Genomic DNA, 21,608 nt, shown 5'->3' with positions numbered 1-21,608 from the left:
CGCGTTCAACAGATTCAAGCCTGCTTGATGCCCTCCGCGCTGTCGTAGTCGGACCGCCAGGCATCGTCGCACCGTGGCTGCCATCACAACGCGGCACACGTTCGGCCGATTCTGATTCCGTCCCTGGGGCCGTGCTGCCAGCCTGATGACCATCACGCTTGGATGGCATCAAGGGAGCTTGCGATGAAGGACGACAGCGGTGCCGGTCTGCGCAGCGGGCGCGCGGCGTTCGACCGGTTGGGCAGCGACCACCTGCTGGTGCTGGCGCTGACCCTGCTGATCGGGGGCAGCGTGATCGCGCTGGTCAGCCAGAACACCGCGGCACGCGCGGGGCCGGCCATCGTGCTGAGCCTGTTGCTGGCGGCCGTGGGCACGGCGCCGCTGCTGTTCTGCCTGCGTGAGGTCATGCGCCGCACGCCGGATGCGGCAGGGTTGCCTGCGTTGTTGCACGGTATCTGTGGGCAGCGTCTGGCGGCCGTCCTGCTGGCCTTGTTGCTGCTGGATCTGTTGGCCACCCTCGCCGGTGCCGCGCAGTCGGGGGCCCGCCACCTGAACGCCGTAGCCTGCGCCCTGGGCGTACCACCGCAGCGCTGGTTGCCGATATCCATGGCGGCGGCGCTGGGCCTGCTGCCGGTGGGCCTTGCGGCCATGCTGCGGCCCCGTCGTACGCTGCTGGTCGCCTGCGTGCTGCTGACCGTGAAAGTCGGCCTGGGCCTGCTGCTGGTGGTGGTGGCTGCGCGCTACGTGCATTACGGCAACTGGGTGCCGTGGATGCCGTCCTCCACCGGCCCGCATCGATTCGGCCTGGGGGGCGTGGTGGCTGCGGCCGTACCGCTGTTGGGGGTGTTTGCCAGCGCGGGCCTGCTGCTGGGCGTGGCGCCGCGGGTGCAGCGTCCGCACCGGCAGCTGACCCAGGTGGCCGGTGGTGCGGTCCTGGCGGCCATGCTGCTGCTGATGGGGCTGGCGGCGCTGCAGTCGGGCCTGGTGCAGTTCGCGGCGCTGGACAGCACGCGGCCGCTGTCGGTGGCCGTGCAGGCGGTGCCGCAGCTGCAGTGGATGCTGCCGCTGCTGCCGGTGGCAGGCTGGGCCGGGCTGATGGCGCTGCAGGTGGTGGTGCTGCTGCTGGCGGTGGAACTGCTGCCGGCGCTGTGGCGGCGGCCGGGTGCCGCTGATCACGACAACCGCGACCCGGGGCGGGCGACGCTGGCTCTGGGCGTGGCCACGCTGGCAATGCTGCTGGTGCCGTGGCTGCCCGAACGCGCGATACTGCCGCCAGGCCTTGGCGTGCTGCCGTTGCTGGCGGTGTTGTGCCTGGGCCTGCTGCGGCCACAGGGCCAGGTGCCGTGGCAGCGCACGGTGTGGATCTACCTGTTCGCACCGTTGGCGGCCGTGTTGTGCCTGGTGCCGCTGGCCCGGCACATCCAGCTCTGGCAGGGGTAGGGAGGCGTGATCGCGCACGGCAGCCACGCGTGGGGTGGCTCTACTGCCCTTGGATCCATGCCACGCGTGAATGCACACCTTGCGACTCGCATACACAAAAAAGCCACCCTCGCGGGTGGCTTCTTCGTTCTACCGGAAGGGCGACGACTCAGTTCGTGGTCGTGGCCGGGTTGCCGGCATCCTGGGTCAGCAGGCGGTTGATGTCCTGCAGTTCGGCCACGTCCAGCGCACCGAGCGACTGGCTCAGCAGCAGGCGATTCTGCAGGAAGGTGTAGCGGGCGTTGGCGTAGTCCAGCTGCGCCGAGAACAGGATGCGCTGGTTCTGGATCACGTCCAGCACGGTGCGGGTACCCACTTCCAGGCCGACCTGCGACGCGTCATACGCGCTCTGCGCCGAGACCACCGCCAGGCGGCGGGCTTCCACTTCGCTGATGCCCTGCACCAGGGTCTGGTAGGCATTGCGGGTGTTGCGGTCCAGGGCACGCTTCTGCTGCTCGTAGCCGTCCTGGGCGATGTCACGCTGGGCCAGCGCCTGGCGCACGCCGGACTGGGTGGCACCGCCGGAGAAGATCGGCACGCTCAGGGTCAGGCCGATGCTGTTGGTGCGTGCGTCCGGGGACAGCGAACCGGAACCGACGCTGTCGCCCCAGGTCGCGCTCTTGCCCCAGCTGCCGCCCAGCGACAGGGTCGGGTAATGGCCGCCGCGTGCAGCCTGCACGCCGGCTTCAGCCGCGCTGACCTTCAGTTCCTGCGCCTTCAGCGCCGGGTTCTGGCTGGTCGCCTGCTGCACCAGTTCGCTGATGTTGCCGCGGTTGGCTGGCACTTCCGGACGGAAGTCGGCCGGCAGGCCCTTCAGGTTCATCACCGGCTGGCCGGTCAGTTCGGTCAGGGCCTGGTAGTTATCGGCCAGGGTGTTCTGCGCAACGATGGTGTTGGCGCGTGCCTGGTCGTACTGGGCACGTGCTTCGTGCACGTCGGTGATCGGCGCCAGGCCCACTTCCAGGCGCTTGTCGGCGAAGTCGAACTGCTTCTTCGCGGCCGCTTCATTGGTCTGTGCGGCGTTCAGCGATTCGATCGCCACCAGCACGTTGAAGTAGGCCGCCGAGCTGCGCACGATCAGGCTGTCGTTGGCCGAATCGAGGGTGAAATCCGCCGCCTTGCTCAGCTCACGCTGCGAGCGCAGGTTGTTGATCTGCGTCCAGTTGAACAGCGTCTGGCTGCCGTCGATCGTATAGTTGCGGCGCTTGCTGGTGACGGTGCCGGAGTTGGCATCGGCATCGGCTTCGGTGCGCGTGCGGTTCAACGAGGCGGTGCCGTTGATCTGCGGCAGCAGCGCGGCACGCGCCTGCACGGCGCCTTCCTTGTCGTACAGCCGGGTCGATTCGGCGGCCGACAGTTGCGGATCGCCATTGCGTGCCATTTCATAGACCTGCAGCAGGTCGGCGGCATGGGCGGACAACGGCAGCAGGGCAGTGGCCAGCGCAACAGCGAGGGATCGGCGGATCATTGCGGCTTCCTTGGACTCAGAGGTGGAACTGGGGTGCCGGGGCGGCACCGCGCAGGTAATCGATATCGGTTTCGAACAGCGATTCGGTGCTGCCGTCGGCCTTGACCAGCAGGGCTTCCATCGCCGGCGAGCGGCCGTGGATCACGAACAGGCGACCACCGGGACGCAGCCACGAGGCGAACTGTGACGGCACCACGTCAACCGCGCCAGTGACACAGATCACGTCAAAACGGCGCTCGGTCTGCCAGGTCAGGGCATCGGCCACTTCGACGCGGACGTTGGTGCCCAGGCCCGAAGCATCCAGGCGGGCGCGTGCAGCGGTGGCCAGCTCCGGGTCGATTTCCAGACTCAGCACGTCGCGCGCCAGCGCGCCGATGCAGGCCGAAAGGAAGCCGCTGCCGGTGCCGATTTCCAGCACTTCGTCACCTGGCTGCAGATCCAGCGCCTGCAGGGTACGGCCCTCGATGACCGGCTTCATCATCTTCTGGCCGTTGCCGATCGGCAGTTCGACGTCGGCATAGGCCAGCGCCCGGTGCGCGTCGGCGACAAAGGCCTCGCGCGGCAGGCGGGCGAGCACGTCGAGCACCTTGATGTCCAGCACGTCCCAGGGACGGATCTGCTGTTCCACCATCAGTTCGCGGGCGTGGGCGTAATCAATCGTCATGAGGTTCAAATCCAGCGCAGTGGGCCGGCCATTTTACCGGTGCCGGAGGCCGGCGGCGCGCCCAGAGCATCAGCTTTCGGGCGGCCGGGGTCGCAGTGCCGGAAGTCATCGCGACCTCCGGTTCGTTCAGTTTGGTGCTTCAGGCGGTTCCAGACCCTCGCGGCGCATAGGCGCGCAGGAAGAAATCGACGCTGTCGGGCACGTGGCTGGAAGCATCGCACTGTCCCGGTGACAGCGGCATGCCGCACATCCGGTTCATATGGACTTCGCCCTTGATGAGGGTCAGGAACTGCTGGCCGGCCAGGCGGAAATCGCTGATCTCCAGCTCGCCGCGCGCGGTGCGCGAGCGCAGGAAATCGGCCAGTGCCTCGCAGGTGCGCTCCGGGCCGGCCTGCCAGAACAGTTCGCGCAGGCGTTCGTCGGTCTCCGGGGCCATCATCACCCGCTGCACCGAGATCGCCGCATCGGAGGTGATCATCTCGAAGAAGGCCTGGCCGATGCCCAGCAGCTGGTCGCGCAGCGGGCCTTCGGCATCGGCCACAAACAGCGCGTCCGGCAGCATCTCCATGCACTTGGACTGCACAGCTTCGGTGAAAAGCGTTTCTTTATCGCCGAAATGGCTGTAAACGGTCAGCTTCGATACGCCCGCCTGGGCGGCGATGCTGTCCATGCTCACGCCGGTATAGCCCTGTTCGACGAACAGGGTCTTGGCCGCTTCGAGGATCGCCGCGCGCTTGCCGAGGTCCTTCGGACGCCCGGGACCGGCGGCCTTGCCAGCAGGCTTGGCCGATGCTTTGCGGGAAGTGGGAGAACTCATTCCCGTAATACTAGACCAACCGGTTCGATATTTATACTATACCGGCCAGTTTACTAAATTGGGGCTGGCCCTCGTGCCGGCTCCCCCGCGTTTGAACCCTGTGTTTTCAGGACGTTGACCGATGAAGAGCGTGCGCTGGCTGGGCAGTTGGGTGTGGGTGGTGGCGCTGGCCGCCTGTTCGGGGCCGGAGCAGGCGCCGCAGACGGCGGTGCCGGTGCTGGTGGTGCATCCGGGCGAGCAGGCCGGGCAGGGCGCGGCGTCGTTCCCGGGCACCATCCGGGCCCGCCAGGAAAGTCCGCTGTCGTTCCGCGTGGGCGGCAACCTGGTCAAGCGGCATGTGGACGCCGGCCAGCGGGTAAAGAAGGGCGACGTGCTGGCCGAGCTGGACGTGGCCGACTTCGCCCTGCAGGCGCGCGCCTCGCAGGCACAGCTGGCGGCGGCCGAGGCCGACCTGGCGCGTGCCCGCGATGACCTCAAGCGCTACCAGGTGCTGGCCGACCAGCAGCTGGTCAGCCGTTCGCAGCTGGACCAGCAGAGTGCCGCCTTCAAGGCCGCACAGGGCCAGGCCAACGCAGCCCGCGCCAACCTCGACGTGCTGCGCAACCAGGCCGGCTATGCCCAGCTGCGCGCGCCGGCCGACGGCGTGATCGCCAGCCGCGAGGCCGAGGCCGGGCAGGTGGTGTCGGCCGGCCAGACCATCTTCAACCTGGCCGCCGATGGCGCCCGCGAAGTGCTGATAGACCTGCCCGAAGCAACCTTCCGCGATTACGCGGTGGGCCAGCCGGTACAGGTGGAACTGTGGAACCGGCCGGGCCAGCGCCTGCCGGGCACTATCCGCGAGATCGCCGCTGCGGCCGACCCGCAGGCGCGCACCTACGCCACCCGCGTCAGCCTGGCTGCCGAAGCGCTGGCCGATGTCGAGCTGGGGCAGAGCGCGCGGGTGTTCAGCAGCGCCGGGCGCAACGGCACCCTGCAGCTGCCGCTGGCTGCCCTGCAGCGCGGTGCCAACGGCGCCTCCAGTGTCTGGGTGGTGGATCCGGCCAACAGCACGCTGAAGGAAGTGACCGTCACCACCGGTGCCTATGGCAGCGACAGCGTGCCGGTGCTGTCCGGCGTCGCTGCCGGCGATTGGGTGGTGGCCGCGGGTGGCCATCTGCTGCGCGCCGGCCAGCCGGTGACCGCCGTGGACCGGCAGAACCGCCCGGTGCTGAAGCCGGCCACGCCGGCCGCCGCGCCGAAGGCCAAGGAGTAAGCCGGTGCGCCGCTTCAATCTTTCCGAGTGGGCGCTGGCCAATCGTCCGCTGGTGCTGTTCGCCATGCTCGCCTTCGCAGTGATCGGCGCGTGGTCGTACAAGCACCTTGGCCAGTCCGAGGATCCGCCGTTCACCTTCAAGGCGATGGTGATCCGCACGCAGTGGCCTGGCGCCACCGCCGAGCAGGTGTCGCGGCAGGTGACCGAGCCGATCGAGAAGGCGCTGATGAACACCGGCGAATACGAGTTCATCCGCTCGTACTCGCGCCCGGGCGAATCGCAGGTGATCTTCATGGCCCGCGACAGCCTGCGTTCCAGGCAGATTCCGGACCTGTGGTACCAGGTGCGCAAGCGCGTGGGCGACATCCGCGCGACGTTGCCGCGCGAAATCGTCGGCCCGTTCTACAACGATGAGTTCGGCGATACCTACGGCAATATCTACGCGCTCACCGGCAAGGGCTTCGACTATGCGGTGATGCGTGACTACGCTGACCGCATCCAGCTGGAACTGCAGCGCGTGCCCGACGTCGGCAAGATCGATCTGGTCGGCCTGCAGGACGAGAAAGTGTGGATCGAGCTGTCCAACACCCGCCTGGCCACGCTGGGCCTGTCGATGCAGCAGGTGCAGCAGGCGCTGGCCGACCAGAACGCGATCGCCGGCACCAGCTTCTTCGAAACGCCGACCGACCGCGTGCAGCTGCGCGTGACCGGCCAGTTCGACAGCATCGAGGCGATCCGTCAGTTCCCGGTACGTGCCGGTGAGCGCACCGTGCACCTGGGCGACATCGCCGAGGTCAAGCGCGGCTTCGCCGATCCGGCCTCGCCGAAGATGCGCTTCATGGGCGAAGAGGCCATCGGCCTGGCCGTGGCCATGAAGGACGGCGGCGACATCCTCAAGCTGGGTGCGAACCTGGATGCAGAGTTCGAGCGCCTGCAGAAGACCCTGCCGACCGGCATGCAGCTGCGCAAGGTCTCCGACCAGCCGCAGGCGGTGGAAGAATCCGTCGGCGAGTTCGTGCAGGTGCTGACCGAAGCGGTAGTGATCGTGCTGCTGGTCAGCTTCTTCTCGCTGGGCCTGCGCACCGGCCTGGTGGTGGGTGTGACCATTCCGCTGGTGCTGGCAATGACCTTCTTCGTCATGCATTACTTCGGCATCGGCCTGCACAAGATCTCGCTGGGCGCGCTGGTGCTGGCGCTGGGCCTGCTGGTAGACGATGCGATCATCGCGGTGGAGATGATGGCCACCAAGATGGAGCAGGGCTACGACCGCCTGCGCGCGGCCAGCTTCGCCTGGGAATCGACCGCGTTCCCGATGCTGACCGGTACGCTGATCACCGCGGCCGGCTTCCTGCCGATCGCCACTGCCGCGTCGAGCACGGGCGAGTACACGCGTTCGCTGTTCCAGGTGGTGACCATCGCGCTGGTGGTGTCCTGGATTGCAGCGGTGCTGTTCATCCCGTACCTGGGCGACAAGATGCTGCCGGACCTGTTCAATCCGCAGCCGCCGAAGCCCGGCAGCCTGTCCGCGCGCTGGCTGGCCCGGCGCCGGCAGTGGGCCGACCGCTTCCCGGCGCTGGCCAACCTGATCGCCCCGGCCCAGCACGGTCACGATCACGACCCGTACCAGCGGCCGTTCTACCAGCGCTTCCGCCGCTTCCTGGATGCCTGCCTGCGCCATCGCTGGTGGGTGATCGCCGCGACCATCGGCCTGTTCGTGTTCTCGCTGATGATGTTCCGCTTCGTGCCGCAGCAGTTCTTCCCCGATTCAACCCGGCCGGAACTGATGGTCGACATCGAACTGGCCGAGGGCGCCTCGCTGCGCTCGACCCAGGCCCAGGCCGAGAAGCTGGAAAAGCTGCTGCACGGCCGTGAGGACATCGCCAACTACGTGTCCTACGTGGGCACCGGTTCGCCGCGCTTCTACCTGCCGCTGGACCAGCAGCTGCCGGCGACCAACTTCGCCCAGTTCGTGGTGCTGGCCAAGGACACCCACGCCCGCGAAACCGTGCGCACCTGGCTGATGAAGGACGTCATCCCGCAGTTCCCCGACGTGCAGATGCGCGTGACCCGCCTGGAAAACGGCCCACCTGTGGGCTACCCGGTGCAGATGCGCGTGTCCGGCGAGCACGTCGAGCAGGTGCAGGCCATCGCGCGCCAGATCGAGGCCAAGGTGCGTGAGAACCCGCACGTCATCAACGTCAACCTGGACTGGAGCGAACCGAGCAAGGTGGTGCGCCTGGTGATCGACCAGGAACGTGCGCGCGCGCTGGGCGTGAGTAGTGCGCAGGTCAGCCAGTTCCTGGCCAGTTCGCTGGCCGGGCAATCGGTGAGCGTGTACCGCGAAGGCAACCGCCAGATCGAGATGCTGCTGCGTGGCCCGGCCGACGAGCGTGACCAGCTGGAGCTGCTGTCCAGCCTGGCCATGCCCACCGCCAACGGTGGCAGCATCACGCTGTCGCAAGTGGCGACGATGGAATATGGCTTCGAGGACGGCATCATCTGGCACCGCAACCGCCTGCCGACGGTGACCGTGCGTGCCGACATCGGTGATGGCATGCAGCCGCTGGACGTGGTGCAGCAGCTCCTGCCGACGCTGGATGGCATCCGTGCGCAGCTGCCCAGCGGTTACCTGCTGGAAACCGGCGGCACGGTGGAGGATTCGGCGCGTGGCCAGGATTCGATCAAGGCCGGCATGCCGCTGTTCCTGATCGTGGTGGCGACCCTGCTGATGCTGCAGCTGCGCAGCTTCTCGCGGGCGGCGATGGTGCTGGTGACCGCGCCGCTGGGCATCATCGGCGCCACGCTGTTCCTGCTGCTGTTCCGCGCACCGTTCGGCTTCGTAGCCTTGCTGGGCACCATCGCGCTGGCCGGCATGATCATGCGCAACTCGGTGATCTTGATCGACCAGATCCAGCAGGACATCGACGCCGGGCACGACCGCTGGCACGCCATCATCGACGCCACCGTGCGTCGCTTCCGCCCGATCGTGCTGACCGCGCTGGCCGCGGTGCTGGCGATGATCCCGCTGTCGCGCAGCGCGTTCTACGGCTCGATGGCGATCTCGATCATGGGCGGCCTGATCGTCGGCACCGTGCTGACCCTGGTGTTCCTGCCGGCGCTGTATGCGGCGTGGTTCCGGGTCAAGCCGGGCGAATCCGGGGCATAACGCCCCGGATTCTACGGCTACCGCCTCTGGTAGGTGCCAACCTTGGTTGGCACTGCGGCTTGCATCCACGCATGGCCCGGATTGTTCTGCTCGCGGGATCTGCTTTATGTAGAGCCGAGCCATGCTCGGCTGCTCTTCGCGCGATGATGGGATGAGTCGAGCATGGCTCGGCTCTACAGAAGCATCCACGCATGGCGTGGATCTACCGCCAGGCATGGCCCGGATTGATCTGCTCGCGGGATCTGCTTTATGTAGAGCCGAGCCATGCTCGGCTGCTCTTCGCGCGATGATGGGATGAGTCGAGCATGGCTCGACTCTACAGGCGTTGCCCGATGGGTCAGCGCAGCTTGGCCAGCACCGCGTCGGTGGCAGCAGCGGTGCTGACCGCCTGCCCCTTGGCCGCAAGGTCGGCGGTGAACACGCCGTCATCCAGTACCGCATGCACGGCGGCTTCCACCGCAGCGGCTTCGGCCTCCAGGCCCAGCGAATGGCGCAGCAGCATGGCGGCGCTGAAGATCGTTGCGTAGGGATTGGCGATGCCCTTGCCGGCGATGTCCGGGGCCGAGCCATGGATCGGCTCGTAGATGCCCACCGCGCCCGGCTCGCCCAGCGAGGCCGACGGCAGCAGGCCCAGCGAACCCGCCAGCATCGAGGCTTCATCGGTGAGGATGTCGCCGAACATGTTCTCGGTGACGATCACGTCGTACTCGCGCGGCTTGGCCAGCAGGTGCATGGCCATCGAATCGACCAGCTGGTGTTCCAGCGCCACGTCCGGGAATTCCTCGCGGCCGATGCGCGCGGCCACGTCGCGCCACAGGCGCGAGGTTTCCAGCACGTTGGCCTTGTCCACCGAAGTGACCTTGCCACGGCGCTGCTGGGCCAGGCGGAAAGCGCTGCGCAGCACGCGTTCGATCTCGGCCACGGTGTAGCGGCACAGGTCGCTGGCGCTGTCGGCGTCGCGGGTCTTGTCGCCGAAGTAGATGCCGCCGGTCAGTTCGCGCACCACCACGAAGTCCACGCCCTGCAGCAGCTCGGCCTTGATCGGCGAGGCGTGCAGCGCGGCTTCATGGGTGCGCACGGGGCGCAGGTTGGCGTACAGGCCCAGCGCCTTGCGGATCGCCAGCAGGCCCTGTTCCGGGCGCACCTTGGCGTTGGGGTCGGACCACTTCGGGCCACCCACGGCGCCCAGCAGCACCGCGTTGGCGGCCCGGCAGGCGGTGAGGGTGGCGGCCGGCAGCGGCTCGCCATGGCGGTCGATGGCGATGCCACCGATGTCGTGCTCGCTGAAGGTGAAGCTGTGGTTGAAGCGTTCGGCGACGGCCTTCAGGACGGCCACTGCGGCAGCGGCAACTTCCGGGCCGATGCCATCACCGGGCAGGACAACAATTTCAGCGTGCATGCTCACTCTCGTAACGTTCGATTTCAGGGACACGGCCCAACAGATACCCCAACTGGTCGACACCTTCCAGCAGGCAGGTCTGCGAGAAGCCATCCAGCGGGAAGGAATAGACGCGGCCGTCGGGCGTGCGCAGCTCGCGCGCGGCGACGTCGATGGTCAGCTCGTCGTCCGGGCGCTGCATCAGGGCCTGCACGTCGGCCTCGTCCAGCACGATCGGCAGCAGGCCGTTCTTCAGCGAGTTGCCGCGGAAGATGTCGGCGATCTCGCTGCTGACGATGGCACGCAGGCCCAGGTCGGTCAGCGCCCACGGCGCATGCTCGCGCGAGGAACCGCAGCCGAAGTTGCGGCCGGCCAGCAGGATGCTGCGGCCGGCGTTGTGCGGCTGGTTGAAGGCGAAGTCGGCCACTGGCGAGCCGTCGGCCTGCCAGCGCCAGTCGTTGAAGGCGTTGCGGCCCAGGCCGGCGCGTTCGGTGGTGGACAGGAACCGCGCCGGAATGATCTGGTCGGTGTCGATGTTGGTCTGCGCCAGCACCACGCTGGACGAGGTCAGGGTACGGAAACCGGCCATCACGCCACCTCCTGTGCGAACAGTTCGCGGGTGTCGGCCACCTGGCCCTTCACCGCTGCCCACGCCGCGCTCATCGGCGAGGCCAGCAGGGTGCGCGAACCGGGGCCCTGGCGGCCCTCGAAGTTGCGGTTGCTGGTGCTCACGGCCAGCTGGCCTGGGGCGACCAGGTCACCGTTCATGGCGATGCACATCGAGCAGCCCGGCTCGCGCCATTCGGCACCGGCCGCACGCACGATTTCGTGGATGCCTTCGGCCTCTGCCTGGCGCTTGACGATTTCCGAGCCCGGTACCACCAGCATGCGCACGCCGTTGGCGACGTGGCGGCCACGCAGTACCTGCGCCACTTCGCGCATGTCGCTCAGGCGGCCGTTGGTGCACGAGCCGACGAACACCACGTCCACTGGGGTGCCGGCCAGCGCCTTGCCCGCCTGGAAGTGCATGTAGTCCAGGCCCTTCTGCGCGGCGGCATCGTTGGCAGCCGGAATCGGCGTGTCCACGGCGATGGCGGTGCCCGGGTGGGTGCCCCAGGTCAGGGTTGGGCGGATGTCGGCGGCGTCGATGCGCACTTCGCTGTCGAAGCGTGCGCCTTCATCGCTGCGCAGCTGCTGCCAGCGCGCCACGGCGGCGTCGAAGTCGGCGCCTTTGGGGCCGCGCGGAGTGTTGGCCACGAAGTCGAAGGTGACCTGGTCGGGGGCGACCATGCCGGCACGCGCACCTGCTTCGATCGACATGTTGCACAGGGTCATGCGCTGTTCCATGTCCATCGCTTCGATGGTGCTGCCACGGAACTCGATGACGTGGCCGGTGCCACCGTTGACGCCGATCACGCCGATGATGTGCAGGACCACGTCCTTGGCACCGACGCCCGGCGCCAGCGGGCCGTCGACGGTGATGGCGAAGGTCCTGGCCTTCCGCTGCAGCAGGCACTGCGTGGCCAGCACGTGGCCGACTTCGCTGGTGCCGATGCCGAAGGCCAGCGAACCGAACGCGCCGTGGGTGGAGGTGTGGCTGTCGCCGCAGACGATGGTCATGCCGGGCTGGGTGAAACCCTGCTCCGGGGCGATGACGTGGACGATGCCGCGGTTGTCCGAGGCCATGTCGAACAGCTCGATGCCGTACTCGGCGCAGTTGCGCGCCAGGGTGGCGACCTGCGCTTCGGAGGCGGCGCTGGCGTACGGCAGCTTGCCGTCGGCACCGGCCGGCAGGGTCGGGGTGGAGTGGTCCATCGTCGCCTTGGTGCGATCCGGGCGGCGCGGCGCCAGGCCACGCGAACGCAGCTCGGTGAACGCCTGCGGCGAGGTCACCTCGTGTATCAGGTGCAGGTCGATGTACAGCACGGCGGGGGCGCTGTCGGATTCGGGAACCACCACGTGGGCGTCCCACAGTTTGTCGTACAGGGTGCGGGGTGCGGAAGTCATGCGTATGCCTGGCAGAAGTACGAGAGAGCGAACATCAATAAAGAAAGCGGGACGGTCAAGTCAGCGGCGACGGGCGAGCACGCGCAGGCGCACGTAGTCGGCCAGCGGCTGGCCGGCTGCGTCACGCGGCAGGTCGTCCAGCAGGGCCACGGCGGCGTCGCGCACGGTGGCGCGGGCCGCGGCCGCCAGATCGTCCAGCAGCGGCGCGGCGAACACCCGCAGCCAGCCGGCCACGCCGGTCGGCAGCGCGGTCGGGCGCGGCGTGGTTTCGATCAGCTGCACCTGGAAGCCGTGCTGGCGCAGGCGGTCGGCGTAGGCATCGGCGGTGGGGAAGTACCACTGGAACGCGCTGGCGCCATGGCCATGGGCCACGCGTGCGGCCTGCACCGCGGCGATGATGGTGGCCACGTTGCCATGGCCGCCGAACTCGGCGACGAAACGGCCGCCGGGACGCAGGGCACGACGCACGCCCTCCAGCACGCGGTCCGGGTTGCCCATCCAGTGCAGTGCGGCATTGCTGAACACCGCATCGAACTCGGCGTTGAAGGTCAGCGCGTGGCCATCCATCACCTGCGCATCGACGCCGCGCGCGCGGGCGGCATTGACCAGTTCCGGCGAGGCGTCCACGCCGTGGATGCGTGCGCCGCTCAGGGCCAGTTCGGTGCTGAGTACGCCATCGCCACAACCCAGGTCGAGGATGCGTTCACCGGTGCGCGGGTCGAGCAGGCGCGACACCGCACCGCCGAGCAGCGGCACGAAACCGGCATCGATCGCATAGTCCTGGGCGTTCCACTGCTGGCCGGCGGCCGTGGTGGCGGTGTCGAAGGCGCTCATGTCGGTTTCCTCAGGCAGTGGCGGCGGTCGGGGTTTCAGTGTTGCTGGCGGCGGCCTGGCGCTGGCGCAGCAGGCGGTTGGCCACGTCCAGCCAGGCCAGCGCGGAGGCTTCGATGATGTCCTTGCTGGTGCCGGTGCCGTCGTACTCCACGCCTTCGTGGCGCACGCTCAGGTTGGCTTCGCCGCGCGCGTCGGCACCGATGCCGACGCTGTGCACCTGGTAGCTGTCCAGCTGCAGCTGCACGCCGGTGGCCGAGGACAGTGCGCCGAACAGGGCATCGACCGGGCCATCGCCCTGCGCGGTTTCGGCCACGCGGTTGCCTTCCGGGTCGGACAGTTCGACCAGCGCATTGGCGCGGCTGCCGACGTCGCTGATGGTCATCGAGGCCAGGCGGTAGCCCTGGTTGTTGGCGCCGCCCTGCATCAAGGTCTGCAGGTCGGCGTCGGTGACCACGCGCTGCTGCTCGCACATCGCCTTGAACTGTTCGAAGACCAGCTTCAGTTCGTCCTCTTCCAGCCAGAAGCCCAGCGCACGCAGGCGCGATTCGACCGCAGCGCGGCCACTGTGGCGGCCCAGCACCATCTGCGAATCTTCCCAGCCGACGTCTTCCGGACGCATGATTTCATAGGTGCCGCGGTGGCGCAGCATGCCGTGCTGGTGGATGCCCGATTCATGGGCGAACGCATTGGCGCCGACGATGGCCTTGTTGCGCTGGACCGGCATGCCGACCAGGCGCTGCAGCAGCTGCGAGGTGCCCACGATGCGCGGGGTGTTGATCGCGGTGTCCTGCTCATAGAAGGCCTGGCGCACCTTCAGCACCATGGCGATTTCTTCCAGCGAGCAGTTGCCGGCGCGTTCGCCGATGCCGTTGATGGTGCACTCGACCTGGCGTGCGCCACCTTCGACGGCGGCCAGCGAGTTGGCCACGGCCAGGCCCAGGTCGTTATGGCAGTGCGCGCTGAAGATCACGTTGGCCGCGTTCGGAACATCGGCCACGCCGGCGATGACCTGCTGGAACATCGCGCGGATTTCTTCCGGCGTGGTGAAGCCGACGGTGTCGGGCAGGTTGACGGTGGTCGCGCCGGCAGCGATCGCCACGCGGGCCACTTCGATCAGGTAGTCCAGCTCGGTGCGGGTCGCATCCTCGGCCGAGAACTCCACGTCGTCGACGTAGGTGCGGGCCAGGGTGACGTGCTTGCGTACCGACTCCAGTACCTGCTCGCGGGTCATGCGCAGCTTGTGCTCGCGGTGCAGCGGGCTGGTCGACAGGAACAAGTGCAGGCGCGGGTTGGCCGCTGCTTCCAGGGCGCGTGCCGAGGTTTCGATGTCGGCCTGCAGGCAGCGCGACAGCACCGCCAGGGCCAGGCTCGGGCGGCGCAGCTCACGGCCGATCAGGGCCATCGCTTCGCGGTCGGACTGCGAGCTGGCCGGGAAGCCGGTCTCGATGATGTCCACGCCCAGTTCGTCCAGCGCACGCGCCATCACCAGCTTCTGCGGCGGGCTCATGCTGCAGCCGGGGGACTGCTCGCCGTCACGCAGGGTGGTGTCGAAGATGCGGATGCGCGGGGTGGTAATTCGTTCGATGGTGGTCACAGGGAAATCTCCTCGACAGCGGGCGCGACGGCTTGCAGGTTGGAAGGGGAAGAGGTGGGGGAGACGGGGGCGCTGGCCTTGCTGGGCGAGCGCGGGGTTTCAGTGCGGCGCCGGCGCGGTTTGCGCGGCGGCCGCGGGCGGATGTCGGTCAGCAGGCCGGCCAGCACGCCGGCATCGATGTTGCCGCCGGACACCACCGCACACTTGCGGCGGCCAGCCACGCGGCGGCCGGCGGCCAGGGCCAGTGCGCCGGCGCCCTCGGCGATGATGTGTTCTTCCAGCGCCAGGCGGACCAGGGTCTCGCGCAGTTCGGCTTCGCGCACGATCACCACGTCGTCCAGCAGCGAGGCGCACAGGCGGCGGGTCAGGTAGCCGGGCACCTTCACCCGCACGCCGTCGGCCAGCGACGGCACCGGTGCGATCTCGTTGACATCGCCGTGGATCGCGCGGGCCATCGAATCGACGCCCTCGACCTGCGCACCGATGATGCGCACGCCCTGCGATTTCAGGGCCAGCGCCACGCCGGAGGCCAGGCCGCCGCCACCGATCGGCACGATCACCACGTCCGGCGCGTGCGGTGCCAGTTCGATGCCGACCGTGCCTTGGCCGGCGATCACGTCGGCATCGTCGAAGGCGGACAGGAAGCGGTAGCCATGGCGCTCGGCCAGTTCCACAGCGAAGGCGAAGGCCTCGTCGTAGCTGTTGCCGTGCTGGCGAACGGTGGCGCCCCAGTGGGCGACACCGGCGATCTTGGTGGCCGGCGCGCCATGCGGCATCACGGTGATAACCGGCACGTCCAGGCGGTAGGCGGCCCAGGCCACGCCCTGGGCGTGGTTGCCGGCCGAAGCGCAGATCACCGGCCGGGTATCACCGCGTTCGCGGCCGGCCAGCAGCGCGTTCAATGCGCCGCGCACCTTGTAGGAACCGGTGCGTTGCAGATTTTCCAGCTTCAGCCAGGTGCCGAAGCGTTCGGCATGGTGCAGCGGGGTGGGCGGCAGGAAGCGGCGCAGGCGGGCCTGCGCAGCCAGTACGTCGGCGACGCTTACGTCGCCGACATCGCTTTCCTTGCTGGCATCAGCGGCCGGCATGGGCCACCAGCGGGTTGCCGGCATGCGCCGGGTGCGGGCACGGGCGACGAAGAAGACGCCTCCGTGCCGGCACCGTGGTCGCTACGGTACGGGTGTTCATCATGCAGCTCCTTCCACGGGCGTCAGCTGTACCGACACGCAGTCGTAGATCTTTTCCATCTGCCGGCACAGGGTTTCCGGCGGCCGCTGGCCATCGACCACCAGCTGCAGGTGCCAGCGACCGTCATCGGCGGCCACCGGCGCGCCGCTGATCGCACGCGGGGCGAAGCCGCGACGCTCGGCCATGCCGATCACGCGCAGCAGCGCACCTTCGGCCGGGTGCAGCACCAGGTCAAGCCGGTATTGCATTGGGGGTCTCCTGGCGGGCGTGGGCGGGGTTGCTTTCCAGCATGGTGCTGTTGGCAGTGTTGGGCGGCACCAGCGGCCACACGTTGGCGCGTGCATCGATGGCCACGTGCAGCAGGGCGGGGCCCGGTTCGGCCAGCAGCGCGGCCAGGCCGCCTTCTACGTCGTCGCGGTTGTCGATGCGGGTGGCAGCGATGCCGAACACCTTGGCCAGGGCCACGAAGTCCGGGTTGTCGGACAGGTCGATCTCGCTGTAGCGCTCGGAGAAGAACAGCTCCTGCCACTGCCGCACCATGCCCAGCGAACTGTTGTCCAGCAGCACGATCTTCACCGGCAGGCGGCAACGCGCGATGGTGGTCAGCTCCTGCACGTTCATCATGAAGCTGCCGTCGCCGGACACCAGCACCACGGTGCGGTCGGGGCAGGCGAATTGCGCGCCCATCGCCGCCGGCAGGCCGAAGCCCATGGTGCCCAGCGCGCCACTGGTCAGGTGGTTGCGCGGGTGGTTGAAGCGGCAGTGCTGGGCCACCCACATCTGGTGCTGGCCGACATCGCAGGCGATGACCGTGTCGGCCGGCGCCACTTCGCTCAGCCGCTTCAGCAGCGCCGGGGCGTAGATGTGCTGGCCCGGTGCGTCGTAGCGGGCGGCGAAGCGGTCGCGGTGCTGGGCACAGCGTTTGCGCCATGCGTCCTGGTGGGCCTGGGGGGAGGGGAAGGCCGCACGCAGGGCGCGGATGGCGTGGCTGACATTGCCCGACACCGCGACATCGGCGCTGCGCAGCTTGGAGATCTCGTAGGCGTCGGCGTCGATGTGGACCACGCGGGCGAACGGAGCGAACTCGGCCAGCTTGCCGGTGGCACGGTCATCGAAGCGCGCACCCAGCACCAGCAGCAGGTCGCTTTCCTGCACCGCCATGTTCGCGGCGCGGGTGCCGTGCATGCCCAGCATGCCCAGCGACTGCGGGTGCTGCGGGGGCAGCGCGCCCAGGCCACGCAGGGTCATCACGGTGGGGATGGCGCTGGCCTCGGCGAAGTCGCGCAGGTCCTGCACGGCCTCGCCCAGGGCAATGCCACCACCGGCGTAGATCACCGGCTTCTCGGCCGCTGCCAGTGCGGCGATGGCCTCGGCGATGGCCGCATCGGCGGCCGCGGCCGGCGGTTCCACGCTGGACGGCATGTGCGCCGGCAGGTGGCTGGCATCGGCCAGCTGCACGTCCTTGGGCAGGTCGATCAGCACCGGCCCGGGGCGGCCCTCGCGCGCGATGCGGAAGGCGTCGGCCACCACGCGCGGCAGGTCATCGACGCTGCGCACCAGCCAGCTGTGCTTGACGATGGGCAGGGTCAGGCCGAACACATCCAGTTCCTGGAAGGCGTCGGTACCCAGCAGCGGCGTGGCGACCTGGCCGGTGATGCAGACCATCGGCACCGAATCCAGCATCGCATCGGCGATGCCGGTGACCAGGTTCGACGCGCCGGGGCCGGAGGTGGCCACGCAGACGCCGACCTGGCCGCTGGCGCGGGCGAAGCCATTGGCTGCCAGTGCCGCACCCTGCTCGTGGCGCACCAGGATGTGCTTCAGCGACGAATCCACCAGCGCGTCGTAGAACGGCATGATGGTGCCGCCGGGATAGCCGAACAGCGTACGGACGCCCTCGGCCTCCAGCGCCTGGGTCAGCCAGCGCGCGCCGTTGGGCGGCGCGCTGCGGTGTGTGGGAGAGTTCATGGGGGAACCTTGCAAAGCGGGTGGGGGTGGCCGCGTGCTTACGCGGCCTGTCCTTGCAACCAGACCATCTTGGCGCGCAGTTCCTTGCCCACCTTCTCGATCGGGTGCTCCAGGTCGGCCTGCTTGTACTTCTTGTAGTTCGGCAGGCCCGCTTCGTACTCGGCTACCCAGTTCTTGGTGAAGGTGCCGTCCTGGATGTCCTTCAGGACGTCCTTCATGCGCTCCTTGGTGCTGGCGTCGATCACGCGCGGGCCGCTGACGTAGTCGCCGTACTGGGCGGTCTCGGAGACGAATTCCAGCATGCGCGAGATGCCGCCTTCGTAGAACAGGTCGACGATCAGCTTCAGTTCGTGCAGCACTTCGTAGTAGGCGATTTCCGGCTGGTAACCGGCTTCCACCAGCGTTTCGAAGCCGGCCTGCACCAGCGCCGAAGCGCCGCCGCACAGCACTGCCTGCTCACCGAACAGATCGGTTTCGGTTTCTTCCTTGAAGGTGGTCTGGATCAGGTTGGCGCGGGCGCCGCCCAGGCCGGCCGCATAGGCCTTGGCATGCTGTTCGGCCTTGCCGGTGACATCCTGGTGGATGGCCCAGATGCACGGCACGCCGCGGCCGATTTCGTATTCGCGACGGACCAGCGCGCCCGGGCCCTTCGGCGCGACCAGCACCACGTCCAGGTCGGCGCGCGGCTCGATCATGCCGTAATGCACGTTCAGGCCGTGGGCGAACAGCAGGCAGGCACCCTGCTTCATGTTCGGCGCCAGCACCTCGTTGTACAGTTTCTTCTGCACCATGTCCGGGGTCAGCACGGCGACCAGGTCGGCGTCCTTCACGGCGTCAGCCGGAGCCACCACGTTGAAGCCGTCCGCCTGGGCCTTGGCTTCTGTCGGGCCGCCCGGGCGCAGGCCTACCACCACGTCGAAACCGGATTCGCGCAGGTTCAGTGCGTGGGCGCGGCCCTGGCTGCCGTAGCCGATGACGGCGATCTTGGTCTGGGGCAGATCGTTGGTGCTCATGGGGGAGGTTCCTTGGGGTGGGAAGAAAAAAGACGGCCGGCAGTCGAAGCGACGTACCGGCCGGTCAGGGAAAAACGGTGGGGGAGGCGCCGCGCATCGCACGGGCACAGCCACCACGAGGCGTCGTGGTGTGGCAGCTCCGGGTTTTGCAGTTGGCGGTGTTCATGGTGGTTGCGTCTGAAACCAGGTCTTGAAATGAAAAAACCCGCACCGGGGCGGGTGCGGGTTTTTGTCGAGTTCCGGTGTGTCTGTTGCTTACACGCTGGCTCGTCCCGCACCTGTTGGCTGGGTAATAAGTACGAGCACGAGAATCGAACGCAGCGAGGCGGCGCCGGTGTCGGCGGCTTCAACGTGGGTTCGCAGTGGCGTGGTGTGGTGCAACATGTTGTCGAGAGAAACATGTGCGATTCGGCAGTGTCAACCCTGGCAACGGATATTTTTTTGGTTTCCGCTGCATCCGGCGCAATCGCTTGTGGCACAAGGATGGTTTCCGCAGAAAGTGTTTCGGTGAACCCGAATTCACTCTTTTCAGCGGGTTTTTTGCGCGGGAATGAGGGGCTTTCGCCGCTTCGCTCGCCGGGCACGACCCGGCGCTACCGGATCCCGTGCAGGTAGCGCCGGGCCCTGCCCGGCGGATTGCCGCCGCCTTCCATGACCTCTGCCCGATACCGCGTGAAGGCCGCAGCGGCGAAGATCGGGGGACCACCCTTTCCCCGGAATCCGACCGTGTCCCGACGCCTTGCCCGTTCTCTGCTGGCCGCTGCCGTGCTGGCTACGCTGCCGACCCTGGCCGCCGCCGCCGACCGCATCACCGGCCACACCTTCGCCACCCGCTCTGAGGTCATTGCCCCGCATGCCATGGCCGCCACCTCGCAGCCGCTGGCCACCCAGGTCGCGCTGGACGTGATGAAGGCCGGCGGCTCGGCGGTCGACGCCGCCATCGCCGCAAACGCCACCCTCGGCCTGATGGAGCCGACCGGCAACGGCGTGGGCGGCGACCTGTTCGCCATCGTCTGGGACCCCAAGACCCAGAAGCTGTACGGCTACAACGGCTCGGGCCGCTCGCCGAAGTCGCTGACCCTGGCCGAGTTCCAGCGCCGCGGCCTGAAGGACATCCCGGCCACCGGTCCGCTGCCGGTCTCGGTGCCCGGCGCGGTTGACGGTTGGTTCGCCCTGCACGAGCGCTTCGGCCGCAAGCCGATGGCCGACAACCTGGCCCCGGCCATCCGTTATGCCCGCGAGGGCCATCCGGTCGCCGAGGTCATCGCCTATTACTGGGACCGCTCGGTGCCCAAGCTGTCGCAGTACCCCGGCTTCAAGGAACAGTTCACGATCAACGGCCACGCCCCGCGCAAGGGCGAGATGTGGAAGAACCCGAACCTGGCAAATACCCTGCAGCAGATCGCCGACGGCGGCCGGGATGCTTTCTACAAGGGCGCCATCGCCCACACCATCGGCGACTACTTCAAGGCCAACGGCGGCTACCTGAGCTACCAGGACATGGCCGACCACCACGGCGAGTGGGTCGAGCCGGTCAGCAGCAACTACCGCGGCTACGACGTGTGGGAACTGCCGCCGAACAGCCAGGGCATCGCCGCGCTGCAGATCCTCAACGTGCTGGAAGGCTACGACTTCTCGAAGATCCCGTTCGGTTCGCCCGAGCACGTGCACCTGTTCGTCGAAGCCAAGAAGCTGGCGTTCGCCGACCGCGCGCGCTTCTACGCCGACATGGCCTTCCAGCCGGCACCGGTGCAGACGCTGATTTCCAAGGACTACGCCGCACAGCGCCGCGCGTTGATCTCGATGGACAAGGCGCTGAAGGAAGTGCAGCCGGGCACGCCGAAGCAGCTGGAGGAGGGCGATACGATCTACATGACCGTGGCCGACGCCGACGGCATGATGGTGTCGTTGATCCAGTCCAACTACCGCGGCATGGGCAGCGGCATGGCTCCTCCGGGCCTGGGCTTCATCCTGCAGGACCGCGGCGAGATGTTCGTGCTGCAGAAGAACCATCCCAACGGCTACGCACCGGGCAAGCGCCCATTCCAGACCATCATCCCGGGCTTCATCACCAAGGACGGCACGCCGTACGCCAGCTTCGGCGTGATGGGCGGCGCGATGCAGCCGCAGGGCCACGCGCAGATCGTGATGAACCTGGTGGACTTCGGCATGAACCTGCAGGAAGCCGGTGATGCACCGCGCATCCAGCACGAGGGCTCGACCGAACCGACCGGCCAGGCGACGGCGATGAGCGATGGCGGTGAAGTGAACCTGGAAACCGGCTTCCCGTACGAGACCGTGCGCGCGCTGATGCGCAAGGGGCATCGCATCGTGTTCGCCGACGGCCCGTATGGTGGCTACCAGGCGATCATGCGTGATCCGGAGAGCGGGGTTTACTACGGTGCTTCCGAGAGCCGCAAGGATGGGCAGGCGGCGGGGTACTGAGTTTCCCGGCCAACGGGCTGAGCCCCCTCTGCGATGGTGGTGGTATCAGTGATGCTGGGCTTGGCCGGGCGGGTGGGTTGTCTGGGGGACGCCGTGAATACGTCTCTGTAGGCTCGTTCGCCGCATCCATGCAGCTCCCGCCCGCGGCCTACCCACCCGCCCGGCCACGGACAGTTTCCGTGGCCATCACCGCAGGAAAAGAAAGAAGAAGAGCAAGAGCAAGAGCAAGAGCAAAGGCGACAGCCACAGCCGCGCGCTTTGGGTGGGGTCGGATCCGTTTTCCGCAGGAAAACGGCTCCGGCCCCTTCTTGTTTTCCGATACACCTCTTCCACGC

The 21,608-nt window shown here is 68.0% G+C and carries 16 protein-coding genes; 4 read left to right on the top strand and 12 right to left on the bottom strand.

Translation table 11 applies throughout. From position 1 onward, the window contains the following. Positions 1-183 precede the first annotated feature (183 nt). On the top strand, positions 184-1,440 hold the full coding sequence (locus DCO49_RS10300; protein WP_243402707.1) for an amino acid transporter: 1,257 nt from the start codon (positions 184-186) through the stop codon (positions 1,438-1,440). A 148-nt stretch (positions 1,441-1,588) separates the two neighbouring features. Here DCO49_RS10300 and DCO49_RS10295 read toward each other — a convergent pair whose 3' ends face one another. The 3 genes from DCO49_RS10295 to DCO49_RS10285 form a co-directional block, all read right to left on the bottom strand. Further along, entirely contained in the window at positions 1,589-2,947 is a 1,359-nt protein-coding gene (locus tag DCO49_RS10295) for a TolC family outer membrane protein (protein ID WP_108769940.1), read from the bottom strand. Between the two features lie 16 nt (positions 2,948-2,963). Continuing rightward, on the bottom strand, positions 2,964-3,611 hold the full coding sequence (locus tag DCO49_RS10290) for a protein-L-isoaspartate O-methyltransferase (RefSeq protein ID WP_116863953.1): 648 nt from the start codon (positions 3,609-3,611) through the stop codon (positions 2,964-2,966). A gap of 139 nt (positions 3,612-3,750) precedes the next feature. Continuing rightward, on the bottom strand, positions 3,751-4,428 hold the full coding sequence (locus DCO49_RS10285; RefSeq protein ID WP_116863952.1) for a TetR/AcrR family transcriptional regulator: 678 nt from the start codon (positions 4,426-4,428) through the stop codon (positions 3,751-3,753). Between the two features lie 121 nt (positions 4,429-4,549). Between DCO49_RS10285 and DCO49_RS10280 the strand changes: the two genes are divergently transcribed. Further along, entirely contained in the window at positions 4,550-5,680 is a 1,131-nt protein-coding gene (locus DCO49_RS10280; RefSeq protein ID WP_116863951.1) for an efflux RND transporter periplasmic adaptor subunit, read from the top strand. Between the two features lie 4 nt (positions 5,681-5,684). Beyond that, a complete protein-coding gene (locus tag DCO49_RS10275) occupies positions 5,685-8,846 on the top strand; it encodes an efflux RND transporter permease subunit (protein WP_116863950.1) in 3,162 nt (1,053 codons plus the stop codon). A 337-nt stretch (positions 8,847-9,183) separates the two neighbouring features. Here the strand turns inward: DCO49_RS10275 and leuB are convergent, their stop codons facing one another. The 9 genes from leuB to ilvC all read right to left on the bottom strand — a co-directional run bounded on the left by leuB (position 9,184) and on the right by ilvC (position 18,828). Then, complete coding sequence (gene leuB / locus DCO49_RS10270) at positions 9,184-10,245, bottom strand: 3-isopropylmalate dehydrogenase (protein ID WP_116863949.1); 1,062 nt, start codon at positions 10,243-10,245, stop codon at positions 9,184-9,186. Then, on the bottom strand, positions 10,235-10,813 hold the full coding sequence (gene leuD, locus DCO49_RS10265; RefSeq protein ID WP_006390726.1) for a 3-isopropylmalate dehydratase small subunit: 579 nt from the start codon (positions 10,811-10,813) through the stop codon (positions 10,235-10,237). Before leuD ends, leuB begins: the two co-directional genes overlap by 11 nt. After that, entirely contained in the window at positions 10,813-12,231 is a 1,419-nt protein-coding gene (leuC, locus tag DCO49_RS10260) for a 3-isopropylmalate dehydratase large subunit (RefSeq protein WP_116863948.1), read from the bottom strand. Before leuC ends, leuD begins: the two co-directional genes overlap by 1 nt. 60 nt (positions 12,232-12,291) lie before the next feature. Further along, complete coding sequence (locus tag DCO49_RS10255; protein ID WP_116863947.1) at positions 12,292-13,065, bottom strand: class I SAM-dependent methyltransferase; 774 nt, start codon at positions 13,063-13,065, stop codon at positions 12,292-12,294. Positions 13,066-13,075: 10 nt separating this feature from the next. Next, positions 13,076-14,659, bottom strand: a complete 1,584-nt coding sequence (locus DCO49_RS10250) for a 2-isopropylmalate synthase (RefSeq protein WP_116863946.1) — start codon at positions 14,657-14,659, stop codon at positions 13,076-13,078. Then, positions 14,656-15,747 carry a threonine dehydratase gene (locus tag DCO49_RS10245; RefSeq protein ID WP_116863945.1) on the bottom strand — a complete coding sequence of 364 codons (1,092 nt, stop codon included), beginning with the start codon at positions 15,745-15,747 and terminating at the stop codon, positions 14,656-14,658. The genes DCO49_RS10250 and DCO49_RS10245 overlap by 4 nt, the downstream gene beginning before the upstream one ends. Positions 15,748-15,846: 99 nt before the next feature. Further along, entirely contained in the window at positions 15,847-16,095 is a 249-nt protein-coding gene (locus DCO49_RS10240) for an ACT domain-containing protein (RefSeq protein WP_079223152.1), read from the bottom strand. Next, positions 16,079-17,815 carry an acetolactate synthase 2 catalytic subunit gene (gene ilvG / locus DCO49_RS10235; protein WP_116863944.1) on the bottom strand — a complete coding sequence of 579 codons (1,737 nt, stop codon included), beginning with the start codon at positions 17,813-17,815 and terminating at the stop codon, positions 16,079-16,081. Before ilvG ends, DCO49_RS10240 begins: the two co-directional genes overlap by 17 nt. Positions 17,816-17,853: 38 nt before the next feature. Then, positions 17,854-18,828 carry a ketol-acid reductoisomerase gene (gene ilvC, locus DCO49_RS10230; RefSeq protein ID WP_116863943.1) on the bottom strand — a complete coding sequence of 325 codons (975 nt, stop codon included), beginning with the start codon at positions 18,826-18,828 and terminating at the stop codon, positions 17,854-17,856. Between the two features lie 726 nt (positions 18,829-19,554). Between ilvC and ggt the strand changes: the two genes are divergently transcribed. After that, on the top strand, positions 19,555-21,273 hold the full coding sequence (gene ggt, locus DCO49_RS10225) for a gamma-glutamyltransferase (RefSeq protein WP_116863942.1): 1,719 nt from the start codon (positions 19,555-19,557) through the stop codon (positions 21,271-21,273). The last annotated feature ends 335 nt before the right edge of the window (positions 21,274-21,608 follow it).

Origin of the sequence: Stenotrophomonas sp. SPM (assembly GCF_003105135.1) — a bacterium.
In the GTDB taxonomy this organism is placed as follows: Bacteria; Pseudomonadota; Gammaproteobacteria; order Xanthomonadales; family Xanthomonadaceae; genus Stenotrophomonas.
This window is presented reverse-complemented; position numbering and strand designations above follow the sequence as displayed.